Origin of the sequence: Klebsiella sp. EMBS2024, from assembly GCF_036233805.1 — a bacterium.
GTDB classification, from domain to species: Bacteria; Pseudomonadota; Gammaproteobacteria; order Enterobacterales; family Enterobacteriaceae; genus Klebsiella; species Klebsiella pneumoniae.
On record NZ_JAZARW010000001.1, the window covers coordinates 4,112,802 to 4,137,157 of the forward strand.

General features: G+C 58.1%; 19 protein-coding genes. 13 read left to right on the plus strand and 6 right to left on the minus strand.

Annotated elements, in window-relative coordinates:
- The first annotated feature begins 312 nt into the window (after window positions 1-312).
- From VZP09_RS18875 to pckA, 5 genes are all read left to right on the plus strand, one after another.
- Window positions 313-2,442 carry an intracellular growth attenuator family protein gene (locus tag VZP09_RS18875; RefSeq protein WP_004174025.1) on the plus strand — a complete coding sequence of 710 codons (2,130 nt, stop codon included), beginning with the start codon at window positions 313-315 and terminating at the stop codon, window positions 2,440-2,442.
- Window positions 2,443-2,502: 60 nt separating this feature from the next.
- Complete coding sequence (yrfG, locus tag VZP09_RS18880; RefSeq protein WP_032105032.1) at window positions 2,503-3,186, plus strand: GMP/IMP nucleotidase; 684 nt, start codon at window positions 2,503-2,505, stop codon at window positions 3,184-3,186.
- Entirely contained in the window at window positions 3,183-3,584 is a 402-nt protein-coding gene (gene hslR, locus VZP09_RS18885; RefSeq protein ID WP_002920326.1) for a ribosome-associated heat shock protein Hsp15, read from the plus strand. Before yrfG ends, hslR begins: the two co-directional genes overlap by 4 nt.
- A gap of 18 nt (window positions 3,585-3,602) precedes the next feature.
- Window positions 3,603-4,487 carry an Hsp33 family molecular chaperone HslO gene (gene hslO / locus VZP09_RS18890; RefSeq protein ID WP_004188324.1) on the plus strand — a complete coding sequence of 295 codons (885 nt, stop codon included), beginning with the start codon at window positions 3,603-3,605 and terminating at the stop codon, window positions 4,485-4,487.
- Window positions 4,488-4,847: 360 nt separating this feature from the next.
- The gene (gene pckA, locus VZP09_RS18895) at window positions 4,848-6,470 is read left to right on the plus strand and encodes a phosphoenolpyruvate carboxykinase (ATP) (RefSeq protein WP_004210368.1); all 1,623 of its coding nucleotides are present in this window, start codon (window positions 4,848-4,850) and stop codon (window positions 6,468-6,470) included.
- 77 nt (window positions 6,471-6,547) lie between these two features.
- Here pckA and envZ read toward each other — a convergent pair whose 3' ends face one another.
- Window positions 6,548-7,903 carry a two-component system sensor histidine kinase EnvZ gene (gene envZ / locus VZP09_RS18900; RefSeq protein ID WP_002920333.1) on the minus strand — a complete coding sequence of 452 codons (1,356 nt, stop codon included), beginning with the start codon at window positions 7,901-7,903 and terminating at the stop codon, window positions 6,548-6,550.
- Window positions 7,900-8,619 (minus strand): osmolarity response regulator transcription factor OmpR, encoded by a 720-nt coding sequence (gene ompR / locus VZP09_RS18905; protein WP_001157751.1) that lies wholly within the window; start codon window positions 8,617-8,619, stop codon window positions 7,900-7,902. The genes envZ and ompR overlap by 4 nt, the downstream gene beginning before the upstream one ends.
- A 227-nt stretch (window positions 8,620-8,846) precedes the next feature.
- On the opposite strand from ompR, the gene greB reads away from it, so the two are divergent.
- From greB to feoC, 5 genes are all read left to right on the plus strand, one after another.
- Window positions 8,847-9,320, plus strand: coding sequence for a transcription elongation factor GreB (gene greB, locus VZP09_RS18910; RefSeq protein WP_002920503.1), 474 nt, complete (start codon window positions 8,847-8,849; stop codon window positions 9,318-9,320).
- 100 nt (window positions 9,321-9,420) lie between these two features.
- Complete coding sequence (locus VZP09_RS18915) at window positions 9,421-11,751, plus strand: Tex family protein (RefSeq protein WP_004150056.1); 2,331 nt, start codon at window positions 9,421-9,423, stop codon at window positions 11,749-11,751.
- Between the two features lie 412 nt (window positions 11,752-12,163).
- Entirely contained in the window at window positions 12,164-12,391 is a 228-nt protein-coding gene (gene feoA, locus VZP09_RS18920) for a ferrous iron transporter A (RefSeq protein WP_002920506.1), read from the plus strand.
- 28 nt (window positions 12,392-12,419) lie between these two features.
- The gene (feoB, locus tag VZP09_RS18925; protein WP_014906839.1) at window positions 12,420-14,738 is read left to right on the plus strand and encodes a Fe(2+) transporter permease subunit FeoB; all 2,319 of its coding nucleotides are present in this window, start codon (window positions 12,420-12,422) and stop codon (window positions 14,736-14,738) included.
- 9 nt (window positions 14,739-14,747) lie between these two features.
- On the plus strand, window positions 14,748-14,987 hold the full coding sequence (feoC, locus tag VZP09_RS18930; protein ID WP_002920509.1) for a [Fe-S]-dependent transcriptional repressor FeoC: 240 nt from the start codon (window positions 14,748-14,750) through the stop codon (window positions 14,985-14,987).
- A gap of 88 nt (window positions 14,988-15,075) precedes the next feature.
- Here the strand turns inward: feoC and VZP09_RS18935 are convergent, their stop codons facing one another.
- Together VZP09_RS18935 and bioH are read right to left on the minus strand one after the other, a co-directional pair.
- Window positions 15,076-15,345, minus strand: coding sequence for a YdgH/BhsA/McbA-like domain containing protein (locus VZP09_RS18935; RefSeq protein ID WP_002920510.1), 270 nt, complete (start codon window positions 15,343-15,345; stop codon window positions 15,076-15,078).
- A gap of 120 nt (window positions 15,346-15,465) precedes the next feature.
- Complete coding sequence (gene bioH / locus VZP09_RS18940; protein ID WP_328795335.1) at window positions 15,466-16,239, minus strand: pimeloyl-ACP methyl ester esterase BioH; 774 nt, start codon at window positions 16,237-16,239, stop codon at window positions 15,466-15,468.
- Window positions 16,240-16,277: 38 nt separating this feature from the next.
- Here bioH and gntX point away from each other — a divergent pair, with 38 nt between their 5' ends.
- The 3 genes from gntX (at window position 16,278) to gntT (ending at window position 19,239) form a co-directional block, all read left to right on the plus strand.
- Complete coding sequence (gene gntX, locus VZP09_RS18945) at window positions 16,278-16,952, plus strand: DNA utilization protein GntX (protein ID WP_048266020.1); 675 nt, start codon at window positions 16,278-16,280, stop codon at window positions 16,950-16,952.
- Between the two features lie 58 nt (window positions 16,953-17,010).
- Window positions 17,011-17,586, plus strand: coding sequence for a Fe-S biogenesis protein NfuA (nfuA, locus tag VZP09_RS18950; RefSeq protein ID WP_002920540.1), 576 nt, complete (start codon window positions 17,011-17,013; stop codon window positions 17,584-17,586).
- A gap of 336 nt (window positions 17,587-17,922) precedes the next feature.
- On the plus strand, window positions 17,923-19,239 hold the full coding sequence (gntT, locus tag VZP09_RS18955; protein ID WP_002920542.1) for a gluconate transporter: 1,317 nt from the start codon (window positions 17,923-17,925) through the stop codon (window positions 19,237-19,239).
- A 102-nt stretch (window positions 19,240-19,341) separates the two neighbouring features.
- Here the strand turns inward: gntT and malQ are convergent, their stop codons facing one another.
- Both malQ and malP read right to left on the minus strand, forming a co-directional pair.
- On the minus strand, window positions 19,342-21,435 hold the full coding sequence (malQ, locus tag VZP09_RS18960; RefSeq protein ID WP_328795336.1) for a 4-alpha-glucanotransferase: 2,094 nt from the start codon (window positions 21,433-21,435) through the stop codon (window positions 19,342-19,344).
- A gap of 10 nt (window positions 21,436-21,445) precedes the next feature.
- Window positions 21,446-23,836 carry a maltodextrin phosphorylase gene (gene malP, locus VZP09_RS18965; RefSeq protein WP_004151407.1) on the minus strand — a complete coding sequence of 797 codons (2,391 nt, stop codon included), beginning with the start codon at window positions 23,834-23,836 and terminating at the stop codon, window positions 21,446-21,448.
- Between the last annotated feature and the right edge of the window lie 520 nt (window positions 23,837-24,356).

The window sequence follows — 24,356 nt, forward strand, 5'->3', positions numbered from 1 at the left end:
GTCTATGCTGTGATTAAGCAGTCATTGTGCGATACGCAACACGCTTTCGGCAATCCAAATTGCTACTTATTTACAGAGTTGTAACCTTTTCCCTGCAGGGGGAAAAGTAATAAAGATAAAAAAGTCAATAGCTTGAATTCGCTTTGAGAATTTACCGATTTCTGCGCTTTAACGTTTTTGGTAAGCTTGTGCGCTGCTGCATGACATATTCACTACCCTGTAAGCAGGTGCGCCGCTAACACTGCAGCTTGACGTTAGTCTTCACGTTCACCGACGATTTCGTAAGAAAAAAATAACTTTGATGGGATGGGCATGGGCACCTTTCTGATATTCCTTACAGCTCTGCTAATCTGCGTATTGCTCATCGGATGGTGGTATCGCGCTCACGCCAGACGCCGCCGACTCCCCCTACTGCACGCCTTTAGCGACGCTACCACGCGGCAGCTTCCTGCGGATGAGCGCCAGGCTATTGAGAAGTATGTTGCCGAGTTGAGCCACGCCCAGCAGGTGCCGGCGTCCGGTGCGACCAGCGCGCCTGTCGCTCTGGCGCTGAACGAACAGAGTGATACCGTCTATGCGGTGACACGCGCCATCACCCGCTACGGGATCACCACCGACGCGCCGAATAAATGGCGCTATTTCCTCGATTCGGTTGAAGTTCATCTGCCGCCGTTCTGGGAACAGCATATCAACGATGAAAACAGCGTCGAGCTGATCCCCACCGACAGCCTGCCGCTGGTTATCACCCTTAACGGTCATAGCCTGAGCGACTATCGCCAGGAAGCGCAAAGCTACGCCCTGGAACGCGCTTCGGCCACCCAGGCCTCCATTCGCGGCGAAGAGAGCGAGCAGGTAGAGTTGCGGCAGATCCGTCGGGAAACGCCTGAAGAACACGCTCTGAATCGCCCGGACGGGCTGCGCGAAGCGATCCTGATCGTCGCCTCCTTTCTGTTCTTTTATTTCAGCCTGATTGGGCCAGCTGTCTTTACCCCCTGGCTGGTCGCCGCAGGTTTGTTGCTGCTCGCCGCCGGACTGTGGGGGATTTATGCCCCGCCGCGTCGCGCCGCGCTGCGCGAAATCCATTGCCTGCGGGGCGTCCCTAAGCGCTGGGGATTGTTTGGCGAAAACGATCAGGAGCAAATCAATAACATCTCGCTGGGCATTATCGATCTCATCTATCCGCGCCACTGGCAACCCTGGATTGCCCAGGACCTGGGGCAGCAGACCGATATTGATATCTATCTCAACCGCCACGTGGCCCGTCAGGGACGCTACCTGTCGCTTCATGATGAAGTGAAAAACTTCCCGCTGCAGTACTGGCTACGCAGCGCGATTATCGCCGCCGGCGCCCTGGTGGTGGTGATTATGCTGTGGGCCAGCGTACCGTTGAATATGCCGTTTAAGTTCACCCTGTCGTGGCTGAAGGGCGCGCAAACGATTGAAGCCACTACCGTCAGCCAGCTGGAAAAAGCCCATGTGCGCATTGGCGATACGCTGCGCCTGACCGGTACCGGGATGTGTAATATCCGCACGCCGGGCAGTTGGTCCGCCAAAGAGGATTCGCCGTTCCTGCCTTTCGATTGTTCACAGATTGTGTGGAACGACGCCCCTCCTCTGCCGCTGCCGGAGTCTGACATTGTCAGCAAAGCGACCGCCCTGATGCAGTCCGTCCAGCGCCAGCTGCACCCGGAAACCGACGATGATTCCCGCGTCAGCCCTGCCCTACGCTCCGCCATTCAGAAATCAGGCATGGTGCTACTGGATGATTTCGGCGATATCGTGCAGAAAACTAACGATCTCTGCTCGGCAAAGGATGATTGCCTGCGGCTGAAGAATGCGTTGGTCAATCTTGGCAATACCCGTAACTGGGAAACGTTAACCAAGCGCGCCACCGCCGGCAAGCTGGATGGCGTGAACGTGCTGCTGCGGCCGGTCAGCGCCGAGTCGCTGGAGAATCTGGTGACCACCTCAACCGCGCCCTTTGTGATACGCGAAACCTCACGGGCCGCGCAGGCGCTGAACAGCCCGGCTCCCGGCGGTTTTCTTATCGCCAGCGATGAGGGCAGCGTACTGGTCAATCAGCCGTGGCCGGCGGTGAGTCTGTATGATTATCCGGCCCATGAGCAGTGGGGCGAACTGCGGCGGCTGGCCGGTATGCTCATGCATACCCCCTTCCATGCCGAAGGTATCGTTACCAACCTGTTTACTGACGCCAACGGCACGCAGCATATCAACCTGCATCGCATCCCCGACCGCAGCGGCCTGTGGCGTTATCTGGGCATCACCCTGCTGCTGCTGTCAATGGTGGGGTGCATGGCTTACCACGCCGTGCAGGCCCTGCGTCGTTATCAACGCCATCGTCAGCGTATGGAAGAGATTCAGAAATATTACGAAAGCTGCCTTAATCCGGTTTTGCTCCCCTCATCTGACTCGCAAGATTAATTTTCCCGGCGACAGGGTGTGATACCCTGTCGCCCATTTTCCGCTCGCTGGAGAGTCATCATGCACTTTGATATCGCCTGGCAGGAGGTCGATACCGTTCTGCTGGATATGGACGGCACGCTCCTGGACCTCGCCTTCGACAACTACTTCTGGCAAACGCTGGTGCCTGAAACCTGGGGGGCCGCCCGCGGCCTCAATTTGCAGGAGGCGAAAGACGCCATGCGCCAGGAGTATCACGCCGTGCAGCATACGCTAAACTGGTACTGTCTGGATTACTGGAGCGAGCGCCTGGGTTTGGATATTTGTGCGATGACCAGCGAACAAGGTCCGCGCGCCACGCTGCGCGAGGATACCGTGCCGTTCCTTGATGCGCTCAAGGCCTGCGGTAAGCGACGCATTCTGTTGACCAATGCCCATCCCCACAATCTGGCGGTGAAGCTCAAACACACCGGCCTGGACGCGCACCTTGATTTATTACTTTCCACCCACACATTTGGTTATCCGAAAGAGGATCAGCGTCTGTGGCGCGCCGTGGCGGAGGAAACTGGCCTTGAGGCGCACAAAACGCTGTTTGTCGACGACAGCGAGGCGATACTGGATGCCGCGAGGGAGTTTGGCATTCGTTACTGCCTGGGTATTACCAATCCTGACTCCGGACTGGCGGAAAAGCAGTATCTGCGCCATCCGGGGCTGAATGATTACCGACGACTGATCCTTTCGCTTACCCCGAAGGAGAGGCGATGAAAGAGAAGCCCACCGAAACCGTCAGACTGGACAAATGGCTTTGGGCCGCCCGCTTTTACAAAACCCGCGCGCTGGCGCGGGAAATGATTGAAGGCGGCAAGGTGCATTACAACGGACAACGTAGCAAACCCGGAAAAATCGTCGAACTCGACGCCATGCTGACGCTGCGCCAGGGCAACGACGAGCGGACGGTGCGCATTATCGGCATTACCGAACAGCGCCGCCCGGCAAGCGAAGCCGTCAACCTGTATGAAGAGACGGCGGAGAGTATCGAGAAGCGTGAAAAAATGGCCCTGGCGCGCAAAATGAACGCCCTGACCATGCCGCACCCTGACAGACGTCCGGACAAGAAAGAGCGCCGCGACCTGATGAGATTTAAACACGGCGAGAGTGAATAACTCGCGCCAGAAAGAGAGATGATTATGACTCAACACGATCAATTACATCGTTATCTGTTTGAAAACTATGCCGTGCGCGGCGAGCTGGTGACGGTGTCGGAAACCCTGGAACAGATTCTGGCGAATCACACCTATCCCCAACCGGTCAAAACGGTGCTGGCGGAGCTGTTGGTCGCCACCAGTCTGCTGACCGCGACGCTGAAGTTTGCCGGCGACATTACCGTACAGCTGCAGGGGGATGGCCCTTTACAGCTGGCGGTGATCAACGGCAATAACCAGCAGCAGCTGCGCGGCGTCGCGCGCGTGCAGGGCGAGATTGCGGACGATGCGGATCTGAAAACGATGGTCGGCAACGGCTACCTGGTCATTACCATCTCTCCGGAAGAAGGTGAGCGCTATCAGGGCGTGGTCGGTCTGGAAGGCGATACGCTGGCCGCCTGCCTGGAAGATTATTTCCAGCGTTCAGAGCAGCTGCCGACGCGCCTTATCATCCGCACCGGCGATCATGAAGGCCAGCCGATGGCGGGCGGGATGCTGCTGCAGGTGATGCCGGCGCAGGATGCCCAGACTGCCGACTTCGAGCACCTGGCGACGCTTACCGAGACCATTAAGGCGGAAGAGCTGTTCACCCTGCCGGCAAATGATGTGCTGTGGCGCCTGTATCATGAAGAAGAAGTCACGGTCTACGACCCGCAGAGCGTGGAGTTCAAGTGCACCTGCTCCCGCGAACGCTGTGCCGGCGCGCTGAAGACGCTGCCGGATGAAGAGATTGATAGCATCCTCGCCGACGAAGGCGAAATTGACATGCACTGCGACTACTGCGGTAACCACTATATCTTCAATGCCATGGACATCGCCGAGATCCGTAATAACGCCTCTCCGGCCGACCCGCAGGTTCATTAATCCCCGCATCTTTCTCAGGCACAGGGCGGCAATGTTGTTTGTCGCGTTGTGCCTGACTTTTAATTTATTCGCGAGTTGAATCGATTTTCCCTGAAAGAGTTACGTAATTTAATTTCAGGAAAGCGATTACATTCACATTTCGGCAGTTTTTTTAATTACTTTTTAACCATTGAGAAACATCCAACCCCACCATCCACCCATTTCCTGAGATAATCCACTCCACTTCGTGACAGGAGTCACCGTTTTTATCGTCATTCTGAGGAATGTCGAGATACGTAAATCTATGAGCCTGGTCGCGGTCAATACCCGGCAATTAACCCTACAATTTACAGCAGTACATCTTGGCTAAGGAGCAGTGACATGCGCGTTAATCATGGTTTAACCCCGCAGGATCTCAAGGCTTATGGTATCAATGACGTCCAGGATATCGTCCACAACCCCAGCTACGACATGTTGTTTCAGGAAGAGCTCGACCCGAACCTGGAAGGCTACGAACGTGGCGTATTAACCACTCTGGGTGCTATCGCCGTCGACACGGGCATTTTTACCGGTCGTTCTCCGAAAGATAAGTATCTCGTGCGCGACGACACCACCCGCGACACCGTCTGGTGGTCCGATAAAGGCAAAGGTAAAAACGACAACAAGCCGCTTTCGCAGGAAACCTGGCAGCATCTGAAAGGGCTGGTGACCCAGCAACTGTCCGGTAAACGCCTGTTTATCGTCGACGCTTTCTGCGGCGCCAACGCCGATACCCGTCTCAGCGTACGTTTCATTACCGAAGTGGCCTGGCAGGCGCACTTCGTTAAAAACATGTTCATCCGTCCGAGCGATGAAGAGCTGGCTGAATTCGTGCCCGACTTCATCGTGATGAACGGCGCGAAATGCACCAATCCGCAGTGGAAAGAGCAGGGCCTCAATTCGGAAAACTTCGTCGCCTTCAACCTCACCGAGCGCATTCAGCTGATCGGCGGCACCTGGTACGGCGGCGAGATGAAGAAAGGGATGTTCTCGATCATGAACTACCTGCTGCCGCTGAAGGGCATCGCCTCCATGCACTGCTCAGCCAACGTCGGCGAGAAAGGCGATGTCGCCATTTTCTTCGGCCTCTCAGGCACCGGCAAAACCACCCTCTCCACCGACCCGAAACGCCGCCTGATTGGCGATGACGAACATGGCTGGGATGACGACGGCGTGTTTAACTTCGAAGGGGGCTGCTACGCCAAGACCATCAAGCTCTCTGAAGCGGCCGAGCCAGATATCTATCACGCCATCCGCCGCAACGCCCTGCTGGAAAACGTGGTGGTACGCGCCGACGGCACGGTCGATTTCGATGACGGTTCAAAGACCGAAAATACCCGCGTCTCCTACCCCATCGACCACATCGACAACATTGTTAAGCCGGTGTCTAAAGCGGGTCACGCTACCAAAGTGATCTTCCTGACGGCCGATGCGTTCGGCGTCCTGCCGCCGGTCTCCCGCCTGACCGCCGACCAGACGCAGTACCATTTCCTGTCCGGGTTTACCGCCAAACTGGCCGGCACCGAGCGCGGCGTAACCGAACCCACGCCAACCTTCTCCGCCTGCTTCGGCGCCGCCTTCCTGTCGCTGCACCCGACGCAGTACGCCGAAGTGCTGGTCAAACGCATGCAGGCGGCTGGCGCGCAGGCTTATCTGGTCAATACCGGCTGGAACGGCACCGGCAAGCGCATCTCGATTAAAGATACCCGCGCGATCATCGACGCCATCCTCAATGGCTCGCTGGACAACGCGGAGACCTTTACCCTGCCGATGTTTAACCTGCAGATCCCGACGGCGCTCCCGGGCGTGGATACCCACATCCTCGATCCGCGCAGCACCTATGGTTCCCCGGAGCAGTGGCAGGAAAAAGCCGACCAGCTGGCGAAGCTGTTTATTGAGAATTTTGAGAAGTATACCGATACGCCAGCGGGCGCCGCGCTGGTGGCGGCAGGACCGCAGCGCTAACGGGCGCAAAGGTGAAAAAGCCGGGCTTGCCCGGCTTTTTATTGTGCAACATCCTGAGCAGCTAACCGCGGGCGCGATCAGCTCTCCCTGGCGGGTTTCATCGGCGCCAGCATCCGGTGCACCGGCAGCCAGGCGCGGATCAGTAACCCGCCGCGTTCGCTGGAGCCAATCTCCAGCCGGCCGTTGTGATTGTCGATAATACGCTGAACAATCGCCAACCCCAGCCCGGTGCCGCTGGTGCTACGGGCGCTGTCGCCGCGTACAAACGGCTGAAACAGGTGCTCCCGCTGCTCAGGTTTAATCCCCGGTCCGTCATCTTCCACCTGGAACCAGGCCCGGCTCGCTTCGCTGCCGCTGCTGACCTTGATCCAGCCATTGCCATAGCGGGCCGCGTTGACCACCATATTCGCCAGCGCGCGCTTGATAGACAGCGGGTGCATACGTACCGGAATTTCGCCGGCCTGCAGGGCGGTGGCGATTTCCCGCTCATAGCCGCTCTCCGCAGCGATCACTTCCCCCAGCACCGCATTCAGATCCGCCAGCTCCATCGGCATCTCCTGCCCGGTGCGCAGATAGTCGATAAACTGCTCGATGATGGCGTTGCACTCTTCGATATCTTTGTTAATCGACTCCGCGAGATAGCCGTCCTGCTCGCCCATCATTTCGGTGGCCAGACGAATGCGGGTCAGCGGGGTTCGTAAATCATGACTGACCCCGGCCATCAGCAGCGTACGGTCATCAGCCAGCTGCTTCACGCCCGCCGCCATATGGTTAAAGGCGCGCGTCACCGAACGCACTTCGGAGGCGCCATACTCGCGCAGCGGCGGCGGAATAATGCCGCGCCCGACCTGCAGCGCCGCGTGCTCCAGATCCACCAACGGGCGGTTCTGAATACGAATAAACAGCCAGGCGCCGCCTATCGCCAGCAGCATGATCGCCAGGGTATAGCGGAACAGCGGCGAGAAGTCGCCCTGATGGATCTCGGTCAGCGGCACCCGCACCCAGATATTGGGCGACAGCCAGGTCTTCAGCCACACCACAGGGGAGCTTTTATTGACCTCTACCCGCACCTCTGTGGGGCCACCAAGCTGATGGGCCATCTGCTGACTTAAGAATTCATAATGCTGCGCCCAGCGCAGGCCTGCGTCTTCCGCCGCTTCATTGGAATAGAGCGAAATCCCCAGCTCGCGATAAATTTCACGACGAAACGCCGGGGGCACCACCAGCTGGGTGCCATCCTCCAGCTGCAGTTTGTCGGTCATCAGCATACGCACTTCGTAGGCTAACACTTTATTAAACTGCTGGAGACTCGGCAGGATCGCGAAATTCAGTACCACCAGATAGGTCGTCACCAGGCTGACGAACAGCAAGGTGACGATCAGGAGCAGTGTGCGAGCAAAGGAGCTGCGCGGCGAAAAGCGCACGCGTTTCATGCCTTAGAACCGTCCGGGACGAAGACGTAGCCCAGACCCCAGACGGTCTGGATGTAGCGCGGATGCGCCGGGTCCTCTTCCACCATGCGGCGCAGGCGGGAGATCTGTACGTCGATGGAGCGCTCCATCGCAGAGTATTCGCGGCCGCGGGCGAGGTTCATCAGCTTATCGCGCGACAGCGGCTCACGGGGATGGCTCACCAGCGCCTTCAGGACCGCGAATTCGCCGCTGGTCAACGGCATCGGCTCGTCTTCACGGAACATCTCGCGGGTGCCTAAATTCAGTTTGAATTTACCAAAGGCGATAACCGCCTCTTCCTGCGACGGCGCGCCCGGCAGCTCGTTCGCCTGGCGGCGCAGCACCGCCCGGATGCGGGCCAGCAGTTCGCGCGGGTTAAACGGCTTCGGAATATAGTCGTCAGCACCGATCTCCAGGCCCACGATCCGATCGACCTCTTCACCTTTCGCCGTCACCATAATGATCGGCATCGGGTTACTCTGGCTGCGCAGACGACGGCAGATAGAGAGACCATCTTCGCCCGGCAGCATCAGATCCAGCACCATCAGGTGGAAGGATTCACGGGTTAACAGACGATCCATCTGTTCGGCGTTCGCCACGCTACGAACCTGGAAGCCCTGCTCGGTCAGATAACGCTCGAGCAGCGCACGCAGGCGCATGTCGTCATCCACAACCAGAATCTTATAATTCTCTTGCATTGTTTGTACTCCCAAAGGTTCACTGCAATAGTCAGTGCGTATTCTCAAAAAAGCCCGGCGCGCTCACCAGCTAAATCTGGTATATATTCCAGGCTAAATTGTTACAAAGCATATTTAACAGCAGGTTAAGTATACATTTAATCATAAGACACAGTATTTATCCTGTCGGTATTATTACGCGCTACAAATTGTGCGCAACGACAGACAGTCAGAAGGTTGAACTCACGATGAAAACGCCGCTGATCACCCGCGAGGGATATGAAAAACTGAAGCAGGAGATGGACTACCTGTGGCGCCAGGAGCGTCCGGAAGTGACCAAAAAGGTGACCTGGGCCGCCAGCCTCGGCGACCGCAGCGAGAACGCGGACTACCAGTACAACAAAAAGCGCCTGCGGGAGATCGATCGCCGGGTCCGCTATCTGACCAAATGTCTGGAACAGTTGAAAATCGTCGATTACTCGCCGCAACAGGAAGGTAAAGTCTTCTTCGGCGCCTGGGTAGAGATTGAAAACGATGAAGGCGATATCAAGCGCTTTCGCATCGTCGGTTACGATGAAATTTTTGGCCGCAAAGACTATATCTCCATCGACTCGCCGATGGCGCGCGCACTGTTAAAAAAAGAGGTTGGCGATCTGGCCATCGTCAACACGCCGGCGGGCGAAGCCAGCTGGTATGTCAACGAGATCGAATACGTTAAATAGACAAGAACTTTCCGAGAGACGCCCGGCGCGGCTGGTATTTTTAGCCGTCAGTCCGTATAACTAGTCCCTGTTTTTTGACCCTAAAGATGAATTAAAAGCCATGATGAATGATTCGCTCTGCCGCATTATTGCGGGTGAACTTCAGGCCAGAGCCGAACAGGTAGAAGCTGCCGTTCGCCTGCTTGATGAAGGGAACACCGTGCCGTTTATTGCACGTTATCGTAAAGAAGTCACCGGCGGTCTGGATGACACGCAGCTGCGTAATCTGGAAACTCGCCTCGGCTATCTGCGCGAACTCGAAGACCGTCGTCAGGCGATCCTCAAATCCATCGCTGAACAGGGCAAACTGACCGACGCGCTGGAAAAAGCCATCAACACCACGCTCAGCAAAACCGAACTGGAAGATCTCTACCTGCCCTACAAGCCGAAGCGCCGTACACGCGGGCAGATCGCTATCGAAGCCGGGCTCGAACCGCTGGCTGACCTGCTGTGGAACGAACCGGCCCACGATCCGGAAGCGGAGGCCGCAAAATATATTGATGCCGATAAGGGCGTAGCCGACAGCAAAGCGGCCCTGGACGGCGCGCGCTATATTCTGATGGAGCGGTTTGCCGAAGACGCCGCGCTGCTGGCGAAGGTCCGTGACTATCTGTGGAAAAACGCCCACCTGGTCTCCACCGTCGTCAGCGGTAAAGAAGAGGAAGGCGCTAAATTCCGCGACTACTTCGATCACCATGAACCGATCGCCACCGTGCCGTCGCATCGCGCGCTGGCGATGTTCCGCGGTCGCAACGAAGGCGTCCTGCAGCTCTCTTTAAACGCTGACCCGCAGTTTGACGAGCCGCCGAAAGAGAGCCACGGCGAGCAAATTATTATCGACCACCTGGGCCTGCGCCTGAATAACGCCCCGGCGGACAGCTGGCGTAAAGGCGTCGTCAGTTGGACCTGGCGGATCAAAGTCCTGATGCATCTCGAAACCGAGCTGATGGGCACCGTGCGCGAACGCGCGGAGGACGAGGCAATCAACGTCTTCGCCCGCAACCTGCACGATCTGCTGATGGCCGCGCCCGCCGGGCTGCGCGCCACCATGGGACTCGATCCGGGCCTGCGCACCGGGGTGAAAGTGGCCGTCGTCGACGCCACCGGTAAACTGGTCGCTACCGATACCATCTATCCCCACACCGGCCAGGCCGCCAAAGCGGCCGTCGCCGTCGCCGCGCTGTGTGAGAAGTACAACGTTGAGCTGGTGGCCATCGGCAACGGTACCGCCTCGCGTGAAACCGAGCGTTTCTTCCTCGACGTGCAGAAACAGTTCCCGAAGGTCACCGCCCAGAAGGTGATCGTCAGCGAAGCCGGGGCTTCCGTTTACTCCGCCTCCGAGCTGGCGGCGCAGGAGTTTCCGGACCTCGACGTGTCGCTGCGCGGCGCGGTCTCCATCGCCCGCCGTCTGCAGGATCCCCTGGCCGAGCTGGTGAAAATCGACCCGAAATCCATTGGCGTCGGCCAGTATCAGCACGACGTCAGCCAGACCCAGCTGGCGCGTAAGCTGGACGCGGTGGTGGAAGACTGTGTGAACGCCGTCGGCGTTGACCTGAACACCGCCTCCGTTCCGCTGCTGACCCGCGTCGCCGGCCTGACCCGCATGATGGCGCAGAACATCGTCGCCTGGCGCGACGAGAATGGTCAGTTCCAGAATCGCCAGCAGCTGCTGAAAGTCAGCCGTCTGGGGCCGAAAGCCTTTGAACAGTGCGCGGGCTTCCTGCGTATCAACCACGGCGACAACCCGCTGGATGCCTCCACCGTTCACCCGGAAGCTTACCCGGTGGTCGAACGTATTCTGGCCGCCACCCAGCAGGCGCTAAAAGATCTGATGGGCAATAGCAGTGCGCTGCGCCACCTGAAGGCAGTGGACTTCACCGATGAGAAGTTTGGCGTCCCGACGGTCACCGACATTATCAAAGAGCTGGAAAAACCGGGCCGCGATCCGCGTCCGGAGTTTAAGACCGCGAAGTTCGCCGATGGTGTGGAGACCATGAATGACCTGCTGCCGGGAATGATTCTGGAAGGTGCCGTCACCAACGTCACCAACTTCGGCGCGTTTGTTGATATCGGCGTTCATCAGGACGGACTGGTACACATTTCGTCGCTTTCTGACCGGTTTGTTGAGGATCCGCACACCGTGGTGAAAGCGGGCGACATCGTCAAGGTCAAAGTGATGGAAGTCGATCTGCCGCGTAAGCGTATCGCCCTGACCATGCGTCTCGACGAGCAGCCGGGCGACAGCAACGCCCGCCGCGGCGGTGGTCAGGAGCGCCCGCAGGGAAATCGCCCGGCTGCGAAAGCCGCCAAACCCCGCGGTCGCGAGGCGCAGCCTGCCGGCAACAGCGCGATGATGGATGCCCTCGCCGCAGCGATGGGTAAAAAACGCTAAACTCTCCCTGCCCCTTTTTCAGGGGCAGCTTTTTTTCATGACCAGGCCATCGCCATCACGCGCAAAACAGCTTCAGTTGTTTCTGATAACCTGCTTTTATTCCACNCCTGAAAGGCAGCGAAATTAATATTTTCATTTCGTTAACTTCAGAAACCTTAATTAAACATTAGATCGCCGAAATAATATTTCGCGCATTTTTGATTACAGGCTGACTTTGCGGCATATCAATAAAAAGGTGATTTTCACTTTAAAAATAGCCTGCAGCGCATCATATGTATTGATGATAAAAACCATTCTCATTATCATCGATTACAGAACGTTTTTTCTTTTTTCGTTGGCTACGGTCCCCGGCGCAACTGCCTCCAGGCGTCCGGAAAATTCTTCTTCGGTTAGCGATAGACAAGTAGGCCCTATGCAATTCACACCTGATAGTGCGTGGAAAATTACCGGTTTTTCTCGCGATATTAGCCCAGCATACCGTCAGAAACTGCTCTCCCTCGGCATGCTGCCCGGTTCCTCTTTTCATGTGGTTCGCGTGGCGCCGCTCGGCGATCCTGTTCATATTGAAACCCGACGCGTCAGTCTGGTATTACGCAAAAAAGATCTCGCCTTAATCGAACTGGAAGCGGTTGCACAATAACGGCTGGCCCGGCACAAGAGTCTGAAATATGCAAAAATTAACCGTTGGTTTAATTGGTAATCCTAATTCCGGCAAGACCACCTTATTTAATCAGCTGACCGGCGCTCGCCAGCGCGTGGGCAACTGGGCTGGGGTGACCGTTGAGCGTAAAGAGGGGATTTTCGCCACCACTGACCACCAGGTCACGCTGGTCGACCTCCCGGGAACCTACTCCCTGACCACCATCTCCTCGCAGACCTCGCTGGACGAGCAGATTGCCTGCCACTACATCCTGAGCGGCGACGCCGACATGCTGATTAACGTGGTCGATGCCTCCAACCTCGAGCGCAACCTCTATCTGACGCTGCAGCTGCTCGAGCTGGGGATCCCCTGCGTCGTCGCGCTGAACATGCTGGATATCGCCGAAAAGCAGCAGGTGCGGATCGATATCGACGCCCTCGCCGCCCGTCTCGGTTGCCCGGTCATTCCGCTGGTATCGACTCGCGGACGGGGGATCGAAGCGCTGAAGATCGCCCTCGACCGTCATCAGGCGAACAGCGATCTTGAGCTGGTCCACTATCCGCAGCCGCTGCTGCGCGAAGCTGACCTGCTGGCGCAGCAGATGTCAGCGCAGATCCCGCCCCGGCAGCGGCGCTGGCTGGGTCTGCAGATGCTGGAGGGCGATATCTACAGCCGGGCCTATGCCGGCGACGCCGCCGATAAACTGGATATCGCTCTGGCGAATCTCAGCGACGAGATCGACGACCCGGCGCTGCACATCGCTGACGCGCGCTATCAGACCATCGCCGCCATTTGCGACGCCGTCAGCAATACCCTGACCGCCGAACCAAGCCGCTTCACCGCCGCGATGGACAAAGTGATCCTCAACCGCTTCCTCGGGTTGCCGATTTTTCTCTTTGTCATGTACTTGATGTTCCTGCTGGCGATCAACATCGGCGGCGCGCTGCAGCCGATTTTCGATGCCGGCTCGGTCGCGATCTTTGTGCATGGCATTCAATGGCTGGGTTACACCCTGCACTTCCCGGACTGGCTGACCGTGTTCCTCGCCCAGGGGATCGGCGGCGGTATCAACACCGTGCTGCCGCTGGTGCCGCAGATCGGCATGATGTATCTGTTTCTCTCCTTCCTTGAGGACTCCGGCTACATGGCGCGCGCCGCCTTTGTGATGGATCGCCTGATGCAAGCCCTCGGCCTGCCGGGGAAATCCTTCGTCCCGCTGATTGTCGGTTTTGGCTGCAACGTGCCGTCGGTGATGGGCGCCCGCACCCTTGACGCGCCGCGCGAGCGTCTGATGACCATTATGATGGCGCCGTTTATGTCCTGCGGCGCGCGGCTGGCGATCTTCGCCGTCTTCGCGGCCGCCTTCTTTGGGCAGAACGGCGCGCTGGCGGTCTTCTCGCTCTATGTGCTGGGCATTGTGATGGCCATCCTCACCGGCCTGATGCTGAAGCACACCATTATGCGCGGCGAAGCCTCGCCGTTCGTGATGGAGCTGCCGGTGTACCACGTCCCGCATATCAAGAGCCTGATTATCCAGACCTGGCAGCGCCTGAAAGGCTTTGTGCTGCGCGCCGGGAAGGTGATCGTCATCGTCAGCATCTTCCTCAGCGCGCTGAACAGCTTCTCACTGAGCGGTAAGGTCGTCGACAACATCAACGACTCCGCGCTGGCCTCGGTGAGCCGGGTCATTACGCCGGTGTTTAAACCGATCGGCGTGCATGAAGATAACTGGCAGGCCACCGTCGGCCTGTTTACCGGCGCGATGGCGAAAGAGGTGGTAGTGGGTACGCTGAACACCCTCTATACCGCCGAAGATATCCAGAATGAGGAATTCAATCCGCAGACCTTCAGTCTCGGCGAAGAACTGCTCGCCGCCGTCGATGAGACATGGCAGGGACTGAAAGACACCTTCAGCCTCAGCGTCCTGGCCAACCCCATCGAAGCCAGCAAAGGCGATGGCGAAATGGCCACCGGCGCCATGGGGGTGATGGGCAGTAAATTTGGCAGCGCGGCGGCGGCATACAGCTACCTGATCTTCGTCCTGCTCTATATTCCCTGCATCTCGGTGATGGGCGCCATCGCCCGCGAATCAAGCCGCGGCTGGATGACCTTCTCCATCCTGTGGGGGCTGAATATCGCCTATTCGCTCTCGACGCTCTATTACCAGACCGTTAGCTTTAGCGATCACCCGCGCTACAGTCTGGTATGTATCCTGGCGGTAGTGTTGTTCAACGTGGTGCTCTTCGGCCTGTTGCGCCGGGCGCGCAGCCGGGTGGACGTCTCGCTGCTGGCCACGCGAAAAACGCCGGCCTCCTGCTGTTCCAGCCCGGCTGGCGATTGCCACTAAGGAGGGACTGTGGCGTCGTTAATGGAAGTCCGCGATATGCTGGCCCTGCAGGGCCGCATGGAGGCGAAACAGCTCAGTGCTCGCCTGCAGACGCCTCAGCCGCTGATTGACGCCATGCTTGAGCGAATGGAAGCCATGGGTAAGGTGGTCCGGATCAGCGAAACGAGCGAGGGCTGCCTCTCCGGCAGCTGTAAAAGTTGCCCTGAAGGGAAAGCGGCGTGCCGGCAGGAGTGGTGGGCGCTGCGATGAAAGGAGTCAGGCCAGGTCGCGCAACGAGGTAAAACGATTAAGACAGCTATGAAAAACGGGCCAGCAGGCCCGTTTTCTTATGACTGGATTATTTATAAACGTCAGCGTTCGCGTGTACGGTTTTTTCGTTTTTCTGCCCGGCAATCACCACAAAGTATTTCCCACCCAGTTCATCGGCTTTTTTCGACAGATCGCGTCGGGCATCCATCGGCGACGTCGTCCTGGAGGTCGTAATGCTACCGACCTTGGTCAGATTCATCTTCGCCACGTCTTCTTTTTGGATCTCTTTCGCGGCGAATGCGCCGAAAGAGAGGGTGCCTATCACCAGAGATGCAACCATTCCTGTAACAAGTTTCATAGCCTCTACTCTCCATAAGGTTGTTATTGTAGGTCACGGTGGCGGATTGAAATAATCAACCACCGTAACAACCTAAGTATTGCTAGGAATGGCCCTTTTACCATGGCGCGGCAAAAAAAATTACCCCAGCCGCGTCTTCAGCGCCAGCAGCGGCTCGCAGAAGGCCGCGGGATGGGAAACAAACGGCGCATGCGCGGCCTTATCGAAGAGGATTGACTCGCTTTCCGGCCACAGGTCATCCAGCAACGGGACGATCTTGCGCGGCACCAGTCCATCCAGCCGGCCATACAGCCGCAGAAACGGCATCGGCAGCCTGACCAGCGCCTGACGCAGATCGACGGTTCTGAGGATCTCCAGTCCGCCATTCAGCGCCTCGGCGGAAGGCATCGGCAGCGAGAGCACCGCCTGCTTTAACGCCCGCGCATCCTGACGCGCGCTCTCTGTGCCCATGGTTTGCAGGGCGAGGAATCGCTCGACGGTGCGCTGGAAATCGTCGCTCAGCTGCTGCTGAAATCCGGCCAGCACCTCGGGCTTGATGCCGGGCCAGTCGTCACGAGCCGCGAAACAGGGGGAAGAGGCAACCGTCACCAGCGCCTGCACGCGTTCCGGACGCATAATCGCGACCTGGCTGGCCACCAGCCCGCCCAGGCTCCAGCCCAGCCACACCGCCTGTGGAGGGGCCTGCTCCAGCACCCGCTGCGCCATCGCCTCCAGCGACATCACCCCAAACCCGCCGCTGCGGCCATAGCCCGGCAGATCCACCAGGTGGAGGGTAAAATGCGAAGCCAGCTGCGGCGTGATGCAATCCCATACCTGAGCGTTCAGCCCCCAGCCGTGCAGCAGCACAAGATGACAATCTCCTTCGCCGATTGTTTGCCACCAGATGTCGTTCATCCGTTACCGTTCTCTTTTTACTGGACAGAAGGCCAAATATGCTAACAGCACACAGCTTATGCTGGCTATGCCAAATGCCGCTGGCAGTCGCCCGCTGGGGGATCTGCTCCCGCTGCAGCCGCGCCCTGCTCGCCTGTCCCCCGCTCTGCCCGCAGTGCGGCCTGCCGGCGGCGGCATCCCGTCACCCCTGCGGCCGCTGCCTGCAAAAGCCGCCTCCCTGGCATCGGCTGGTGGCGGTCAATGACTATCGCCCGCCGCTGAGCGGTCTGGTGCAGCAGCTGAAGTTTCACCATCGCCCGGAGCTGGGCCCCGCCCTCGCGCGTCTGCTGCTGCAGCGCCTTCTGCAGCGTGACGATTTGCCGCCAGTAGACGCTCTGGTCGGCGTGCCGCTATGGCATCGCCGTCGCTGGTGCCGGGGTTATAATCAGTGCGACGAACTGTGCCGACCGTTAGCCCGCTGGCGAGGATGCGTCTGGCATCGCGAAGGCCTGACTCGCCAGCGAGCCGGCGCCGTCCAACATTCGCTCAATGCCCGCCAGCGCAGGCAGAACCTGAAAAATGCCTTTCAGCTTGAATTTGCCGTGCAGGGACTCCATATCGCTCTGGTGGATGATGTCGTCACGACCGGCAGCACCGTCGCTGAGATATCCCGCCTGCTTTTGCGAAACGGCGCCGCGACGGTTCAGGTATGGTGTTTGTGCCGTACCTTGTAGACCCCCGCTGATGGGCGTATTATAACCCAGTAAAATAGTCAACTATTAGGCCAACGCTATGATCCGTATTTCCGATGCTGCACAAGCGCACTTTGCCAAACTGCTGGCAAATCAGGAAGAAGGGACGCAAATTCGCGTATTTGTGATTAATCCCGGCACCCCAAACGCTGAGTGCGGCGTATCTTACTGCCCACCGGATGCGGTGGAAGACACCGACACGGCGCTGAAATTTGAACAGCTGACCGCCTATGTCGATGAGCTCAGCGCGCCCTATCTGGAAGACGCTGAAATTGATTTCGTCACTGACCAGCTCGGCTCGCAGCTGACGCTGAAAGCGCCGAACGCCAAAATGCGCAAAGTCTCTGACGATGCCCCGCTGATGGAGCGCGTCGAGTACCTGCTGCAGTCGCAGATTAACCCGCAGCTGGCAGGCCACGGCGGCCGCGTATCGCTGATGGAGATCACCGACGACGGTCTGGCTATCCTGCAGTTCGGCGGCGGATGCAACGGCTGCTCGATGGTCGACGTGACCCTGAAAGAAGGTATTGAAAAACAGCTGCTGAACGAGTTTCCGGAGCTGAAAGGGGTTCGCGATCTGACCGAGCACCAGCGCGGCGAGCACTCCTACTACTAAACCCTTCCTCCGGCGGCAGCCTGCCGCCGGATCGCCGTGATCCATTCTGTGTTACCGCGCAACATCTCTCGCTAAACGACCGGCAAAAACCGGGGAAAGAGTATGACTTAAGTCTCATATTTAACATTTTCCCCCGTCAGGTGATTCTCAACCCTCACATGTTACCCGTATCATCCATTTCAGGCGCCACCGGCAAAAAAATAGCCAGCTATCCTTTCTCTGGGTAAGGATAATGCAAGCGTTTACGGTGCCAGACTATTTTGCTCCCTGACGGAGCGGATGCTCTACAGGTTCGAACTTTGACGTTACCCATAACAAATTAAGGCCAGGTAAATCATGCCATTAGTCATCGTTGCTATCGGGGTTGCCCTGTTGTTGCTGTTAATGATCCGTTTCAAAATGAACGGCTTCATTGCGCTGGTTCTGGTGGCGCTCGCCGTCGGATTAATGCAGGGTATGCCACTGGATAAAGTGATCGTCTCCATCAAAAACGGCGTTGGCGGCACCCTTGGCAGCCTCGCGCTGATCATGGGCTTCGGCGCTATGCTCGGTAAGCTGCTGGCAGACTGCGGCGGCGCCCAGCGTATCGCCACCACGCTTATCAATAAGTTCGGTAAGAAGCATATTCAGTGGGCGGTGGTCCTGACCGGCTTCACCGTTGGCTTCGCCCTGTTCTATGAAGTGGGCTTCGTGCTGATGCTGCCGCTGGTGTTCACCATCGCCGCCTCGGCCCGTATTCCGTTGCTGTACGTCGGCGTACCGATGGCAGCCGCGCTCTCCGTCACCCACGGCTTCCTGCCGCCGCATCCGGGTCCGACCGCGATCGCCACCATCTTCCATGCCGATATGGGCAAAACGCTGCTCTACGGCACCATTCTGGCTATCCCGACGGTTATCCTGGCGGGACCGGTGTTTGCGCGCTTCCTGAAAGGGATAGATAAGCCGATCCCGGAAGGCCTGCATAACCCGAAAGTGTTCACTGAAGAAGAGATGCCAGGCTTTGGCGTCAGCGTCTGGACCTCGCTGGTTCCGGTGATCCTGATGGCGATGCGCGCCGTGGCTGAGATGATCCTGCCGAAAGGCCACGCCTTCCTGCCAATTGCCGAGTTCTTCGGCGACCCGGTGATGGCCACCCTGATTGCGGTACTGATTGCCCTGTTCACCTTCGGTTTGAACCGCGGCCGCTCCATGGAGCAGATCAACGATACCCTGACCTCTTCGATCAAAATCATCGCCATGATGCTGTTGATCATCGGCGGCGGCGGCGCCTTCAAGCAGGTGCTGGTGGATAGCGGCATGGATAAATACATCGCCTCTATCATGCACGAATCGAACATGTCTCCGCTGTTTATGGCGTGGTCTATCGCCGCGGTGCTGCGTATCGCGCTGGGTTCGGCGACCGTAGCCGCCATCACCGCGGGCGGGATTGCCGCGCCGCTGATCGCCACCACCGGCGTCAGCCCGGAGCTGATGGTTATCGCCGTTGGCTCCGGCAGCGTTATCTTCTCCCACGTCAACGATCCGGGCTTCTGGCTGTTCAAAGAGTACTTTAACCTGACCATCGGCGAGACCATCAAGTCCTGGTCGGTGCTGGAAACCATTATCTCAGTCTGCGGCCTGGTGGGCTGTCTGCTGCTGGGGATGGTGGTGTAAGGTCACTCCCGCCACAGAAAAAGGCCGGTCCGCGTGAAGCGGGCCGGCCTTTTTTATCGGACATGCTCTTCGCCGCGCAGAGGAGCGCGCGGCAGGAAGTTATCAGGAGGCGGCTTTCTTGCTCGCCGCCTTGCGCCGTTTATCCAGATCCTTAATCAGCTTATTGACCCGTTCATCGGCAAACATCTGCTCCAGGGTGACGGACAGCTTCCGGCGCCAGTTCGGGTACTCGGTGCTGGTGCCCGGAATGTTAACCGGCGTCGCCATCTCCAGCCAGTCTTCCGGCTGCAGGCCCAGCAGGGCGCTGTTGCTGTCGGCAATATAACGCTGCATCCCCCGGTTGAGGATCCCCGTCATGCTCGTCAGCGAGGCCTTATGGCCGGCGCGCTTGGGCAGACAGCCGTACTTATGCAGTGCGTCCAGCAGCCCTTGTTTCGCCAGCTCGCGGTCCTGGTACAGTCCGCGCAGCACCACCTCATCAGGATAGAGGCCCAGCGCTTTACCTAACGTCAGATCGCCGCTTTCCCAGTAGCCGCGGAGAGTGGGCAGGTCGTGCGTCGTCGCCACAGCCATTGATTGCTCCGGGTACAGCGCCGGCGCGCGGAACGTTTTCTCTGCATCACTCTCAAAATAGAGCACCTTATAAGAATAGACGCCGCTGTTGCGTAACTTGCTGACGATCTCCACCGGTACCGTGCCCAGATCTTCACCGATCACCATGCAGCGATGACGCTGGCTTTCCAGCGCCAGAAGCGACAGCAGATCGTCGACCGGATACTGAACGTAAGCGCCATGGTCGGCGGTTTCACCATACGGGATCCACCACAGACGCAGCACAGACATCACGTGATCGATGCGCAACGCGCCGCAGTTCTGCATATTAGCGCGCAGCAGGTCGATAAACGGCTCATAGGCGCGGGCGGCAATGATATGCGGATCCATCGGCGGCAGGCCCCAGTTCTGGCCCAGCGGGCCCAGAATATCCGGCGGCGCGCCTACGGATGCTTTCAGGCAGTACAGTTCACGATCGCACCAGGTTTCCGACCCGCCCTCGGCGACGCCCACCGCCAGGTCGCGGTAGAGGCCGATCGGCATGCCGTCACGCTGGCTGGTTTCCCAGCAGGCAGCAAACTGACTCCAGGCCAGCCACTGCAGCCAAAGATAGAAACTGACGTCATCCTCATGCTCAACGCAGAAGGCTTTCACCTCCGGGCTGTCGATATCCTGAAAGGCCTTCGGCCAGGCCGGCCAGCCCCAGCGCAGCGGGTCCTGTTGTACCTGCCAGGCGTGCAGCGCATCGAAAGCCGCCTGCCAGTAGAGGCTTTCCCCTTCGCGCAGAACAAACTCGCGGAACGCTGTCATCTGCTCATCTTCACGACGAGAGAATTGTTTCCATGCCATACGCAGCGCGGTCATTTTCAGCGTAGTGACGGCGGTATAATCCACATCGTCCGTTTCCCGCGCCGCCTGCAGTGCCTGCTGCGTTGCCGGAGACTGCCACCACGCCTGCGCCTCTTCGCTACGCTGGAAATCTTCAACCGCGTTGACGTCGATATAAATAACGTTCAGCCAGCGACGTGAAGACGGGCTATAGGGGCTGGCGCTCTCCGGGTTCGCCGGATAGAGGGCATGAATCGGGTTAAGGCCAATAAACGACCCGCCGCGGCGGGCGATTTCCGGCAGCATGGCCCGCAGATCGCCAAAATCGCCGATCCCCCAGTTTTTCTCTGAGCGCAGGGTATACAGCTGCACGCAGGTGCCCCACAGCTTTTTCCCCTCTTTCAGCGGCTGCGGCTCATAGCAGCGGGCTGGCGCGACGATAGTCCGGCAGTGCCAGCGCTCCCCCTCCTGGGTGAGGGTCAGGGAGTGGTACCCCTCCGGCAGTTTGGCCGGCAGCGGCAGCGTCTCGCCGCCGCGGGTTTTCCCTTGATACTGCTTACCGTCCTCAGTAGTCAGGATCCACTGATACTCACCGCGTCCTGCCACCGGCAGCGACATTTTTTTGCCGTGAGTGAAAATTTTCACGTTCGGCAGCGGGTTAACCGCCACTTTCGTGGCGGCGGTAGAGCGATGCATCGCATCCAGCAGGCGCTGTTTGGTGACAGCCGCGATAGACTGCGGCTTGCCGTGCGCGTTGATATAGCTGGGGCTGATGCCCGCCGCCAGCGCGGCATTATCGAGGCGTTTACTCTCCATAGGCCTTCCTTTAGCGTTTCGCCTGCCAGATACGTTGCTGATAATCGCGGATCGAGCGGTCGGAGCTGAACATGCCGCAGCGCGCGGTGTTGAGGATAGCCGCGCGGGTCCAGGCCTCCTCGTCGCGATACAGCTCATCTACCCGTTTTTGCGCCGCTACGTAGGCTTCGAAATCGGCCAGCACCAGGTACGGATCGCCGCCCTGCAGCAGGCTGTGCAGCATCTGATCGAAGGCATGCTTGTCGCCGTTGCTGTAGGTGCCGTTCTCCAGCTCCTTAAGCACCGCATCGAGCAGCTTGTCTTTTTTACGCCATTTCAGCGGATCGTAGCCTTTCGCTTTCAGGGCTTTCACCTCTTCAACCGTGTGGCCGAAGATAAAGATGTTCTCCTCGCCCACCTGCTCAGCGATTTCCACGTTAGCGCCATCCAGCGTCCCGACGGTCAGCGCGCCGTTCAGCGCCAGCTTCATGTTGCCGGTGCCAGAGGCTTCTTTACCCGCGGTGGAGATCTGCTCGGAGATATCCGCCGCCGGGATCAGTTTTTCTGCTGCCGATACACAATAGTCCGGCAGGAAGACCACCTTCAGCTTATCGCCGACTTTCGGGTCGTTGTTGATCGCTTCCGCTACCTTATTGATGGCAAAAATAATGTTTTTCGCCAGATAGTAGCCCGGCGCCGCTTTCGCGCCGAACAGGAAGACGCGCGGTACGCGGTCGGACTGCGGGTTTTCGCGGATCTCTTTGTACAGCGCAAGGATATGCAGCAGGTTAAGGTGCTGACGCTTATACTCGTGCAGACGTTTGATCTGGATATCGAAGATCGCCTGCGGGTTGATCTCAATCCCGGTACGCTGCTTCACAAACTCAGCCAGATGAACTTTGTTGGCCTGCTTGATATCGCGATAAGTCTGACGGAACGCCGCATCGTCAGCATATTTTTCCAGGTTGATCAGCTGGTCGAGGTCATTGGCCCACTCTTTTTTCAGCGTCTCATCCAGCAGCGAGGCCAGCGCCGGGTTGCACTGCTTGATCCAGCGGCGCGGCGTGATGCCGTTGGTCACGTTATGGAATTTGTTCGGCCACAGCTGGTTATATTCCGGGAACAGATCTTTTACCACCAGATCCGAGTGCAGCGCCGCCACGCCGTTGACAGCAAAGCCGCCCACCACGCACATGTTGGCCATCCGAACCTGTTTGTCATGCACCACCGCCAGCTTCGCCCAGACCTGCTTATCGCCCGGCCAGGTTTTGTCCACCAGCTGTTTAAAGCGGTCGTTGATCTCTTTAATGATCTGCATATGGCGCGGCAGCAGCGCTTTTACCAGCTTCTCATCCCAGCATTCCAACGCTTCCGGCATCAGGGTGTGGTTGGTGTAAGCAAAGGTTTTGCTGGTGATCGCCCAGGCGTCGTCCCAGCTCAGCTGGTGCTCGTCGATCAGCACGCGCAGCAGCTCCGGGATGGCGATGGTCGGGTGCGTATCGTTCAGCTGGATCACTTCGTAATCCGCCAGTTCGGCCAGCTTGCGGCCTGCCAGATGATGACGGCGCAGGATATCGGCCACTGAGCAGGCGCACTGGAAGTACTGCTGCATCAGGCGCAGTTTTTTACCGGCCTGATGGTTGTCGTTCGGGTACAGCACCTTGGTCAGTTTTTCCGCGTCGATGCCCTGCTGCTCGGCGCGCAGGAAATCGCCATCGTTGAATTTGGTCAGGTTGAACGGATGAGCGTGTTTGGCCTGCCACAGACGCAGCGGCTGGGCGACGTTGTTGCGATAGCCAAGCACCGGCAGGTCCCAGGCTTCGCCGGTAATGACGAACGCCGGCTGCCATTCGCCGTTTTTGCTGACTTTCCCGCCGATACCTACCTGGACATCCAGCGCTTCGTTATGACGGAACCACGGGTAGCTGCTGCGCCCCCAGTCGTCAGGGGCTTCCATCTGCTGGCCATCGTCAAAAGACTGGCGGAACAGGCCATACTGGTAGTTGAGACCGTAACCGGTCGCCGACTGCCCCACCGTCGCCATGGAGTCGAGGAAGCAGGCTGCCAGACGTCCCAGGCCACCGTTACCCAGCGCCGGGTCAGTCTCTTCTTCCAGCAGATCGGTGAGGTTGACATCGTAGCCTTTCAGCGCGTCGCTGACGCCCTCGTACCAGCCCAGGTTGAGCAGGTTGTTGCCGGTCAGACGACCAATCAGAAACTCCATTGAGATGTAGTTAACGTGACGCTGTCCTTGCGCCGGTTTCGCTACCGGCTGCGCCGCCAGGAGTTCCGCCAACGCTCCGCTGACTGCGCGCCACCATTGACGCTGTGTCATCTCGGAAGCGGACTGTAAACCAAAATGCTGCCACTGACGCGTCAGTGCAGCCTGAAACTGAGCTTTGTTAAATGTAGTCTGTGACATAATGAGATCCGGGTCCTTTACTAAAACGATGGCGCTAGTGTGCCGACCTCCCGATTCATCGTCCTCATCCTGACGGGGATTAGACAGGGAGGAGTGGCGGGGATGAGCGAAAAGTGTGATCCTGAACACTATAGTGTGGGCGAGAAGGCAAAAATATGCTGTAAAAATCACCGCGATATGACAATTGAGAGGTTACCTCCGGTAGCTAAAAATTTGTTACAGGCCAATACGTGTAAAAAATCTTCCAGTTCCTCGCCACGTTATTAACAAAATAAATAGAGGCCCCTGAAGAAATAAGCACCTTTCATCGCATTGACCCGCAAAAAAGATTACTTCTAAGAAATCGCTGACAATAATTTAATAAAAACAAACAACTACTCTTAGCGTAAAATAAATCCACCCACACTCCGCCAGCTACCGCCTGAAAACCGCGGCCGACCAGTCCTGCCTGCGATTTTTTCCCATTCTCAGCCAATGTCAAAATTTGTGACATAGAGCAAATTCAAGAGCATAAACTTCG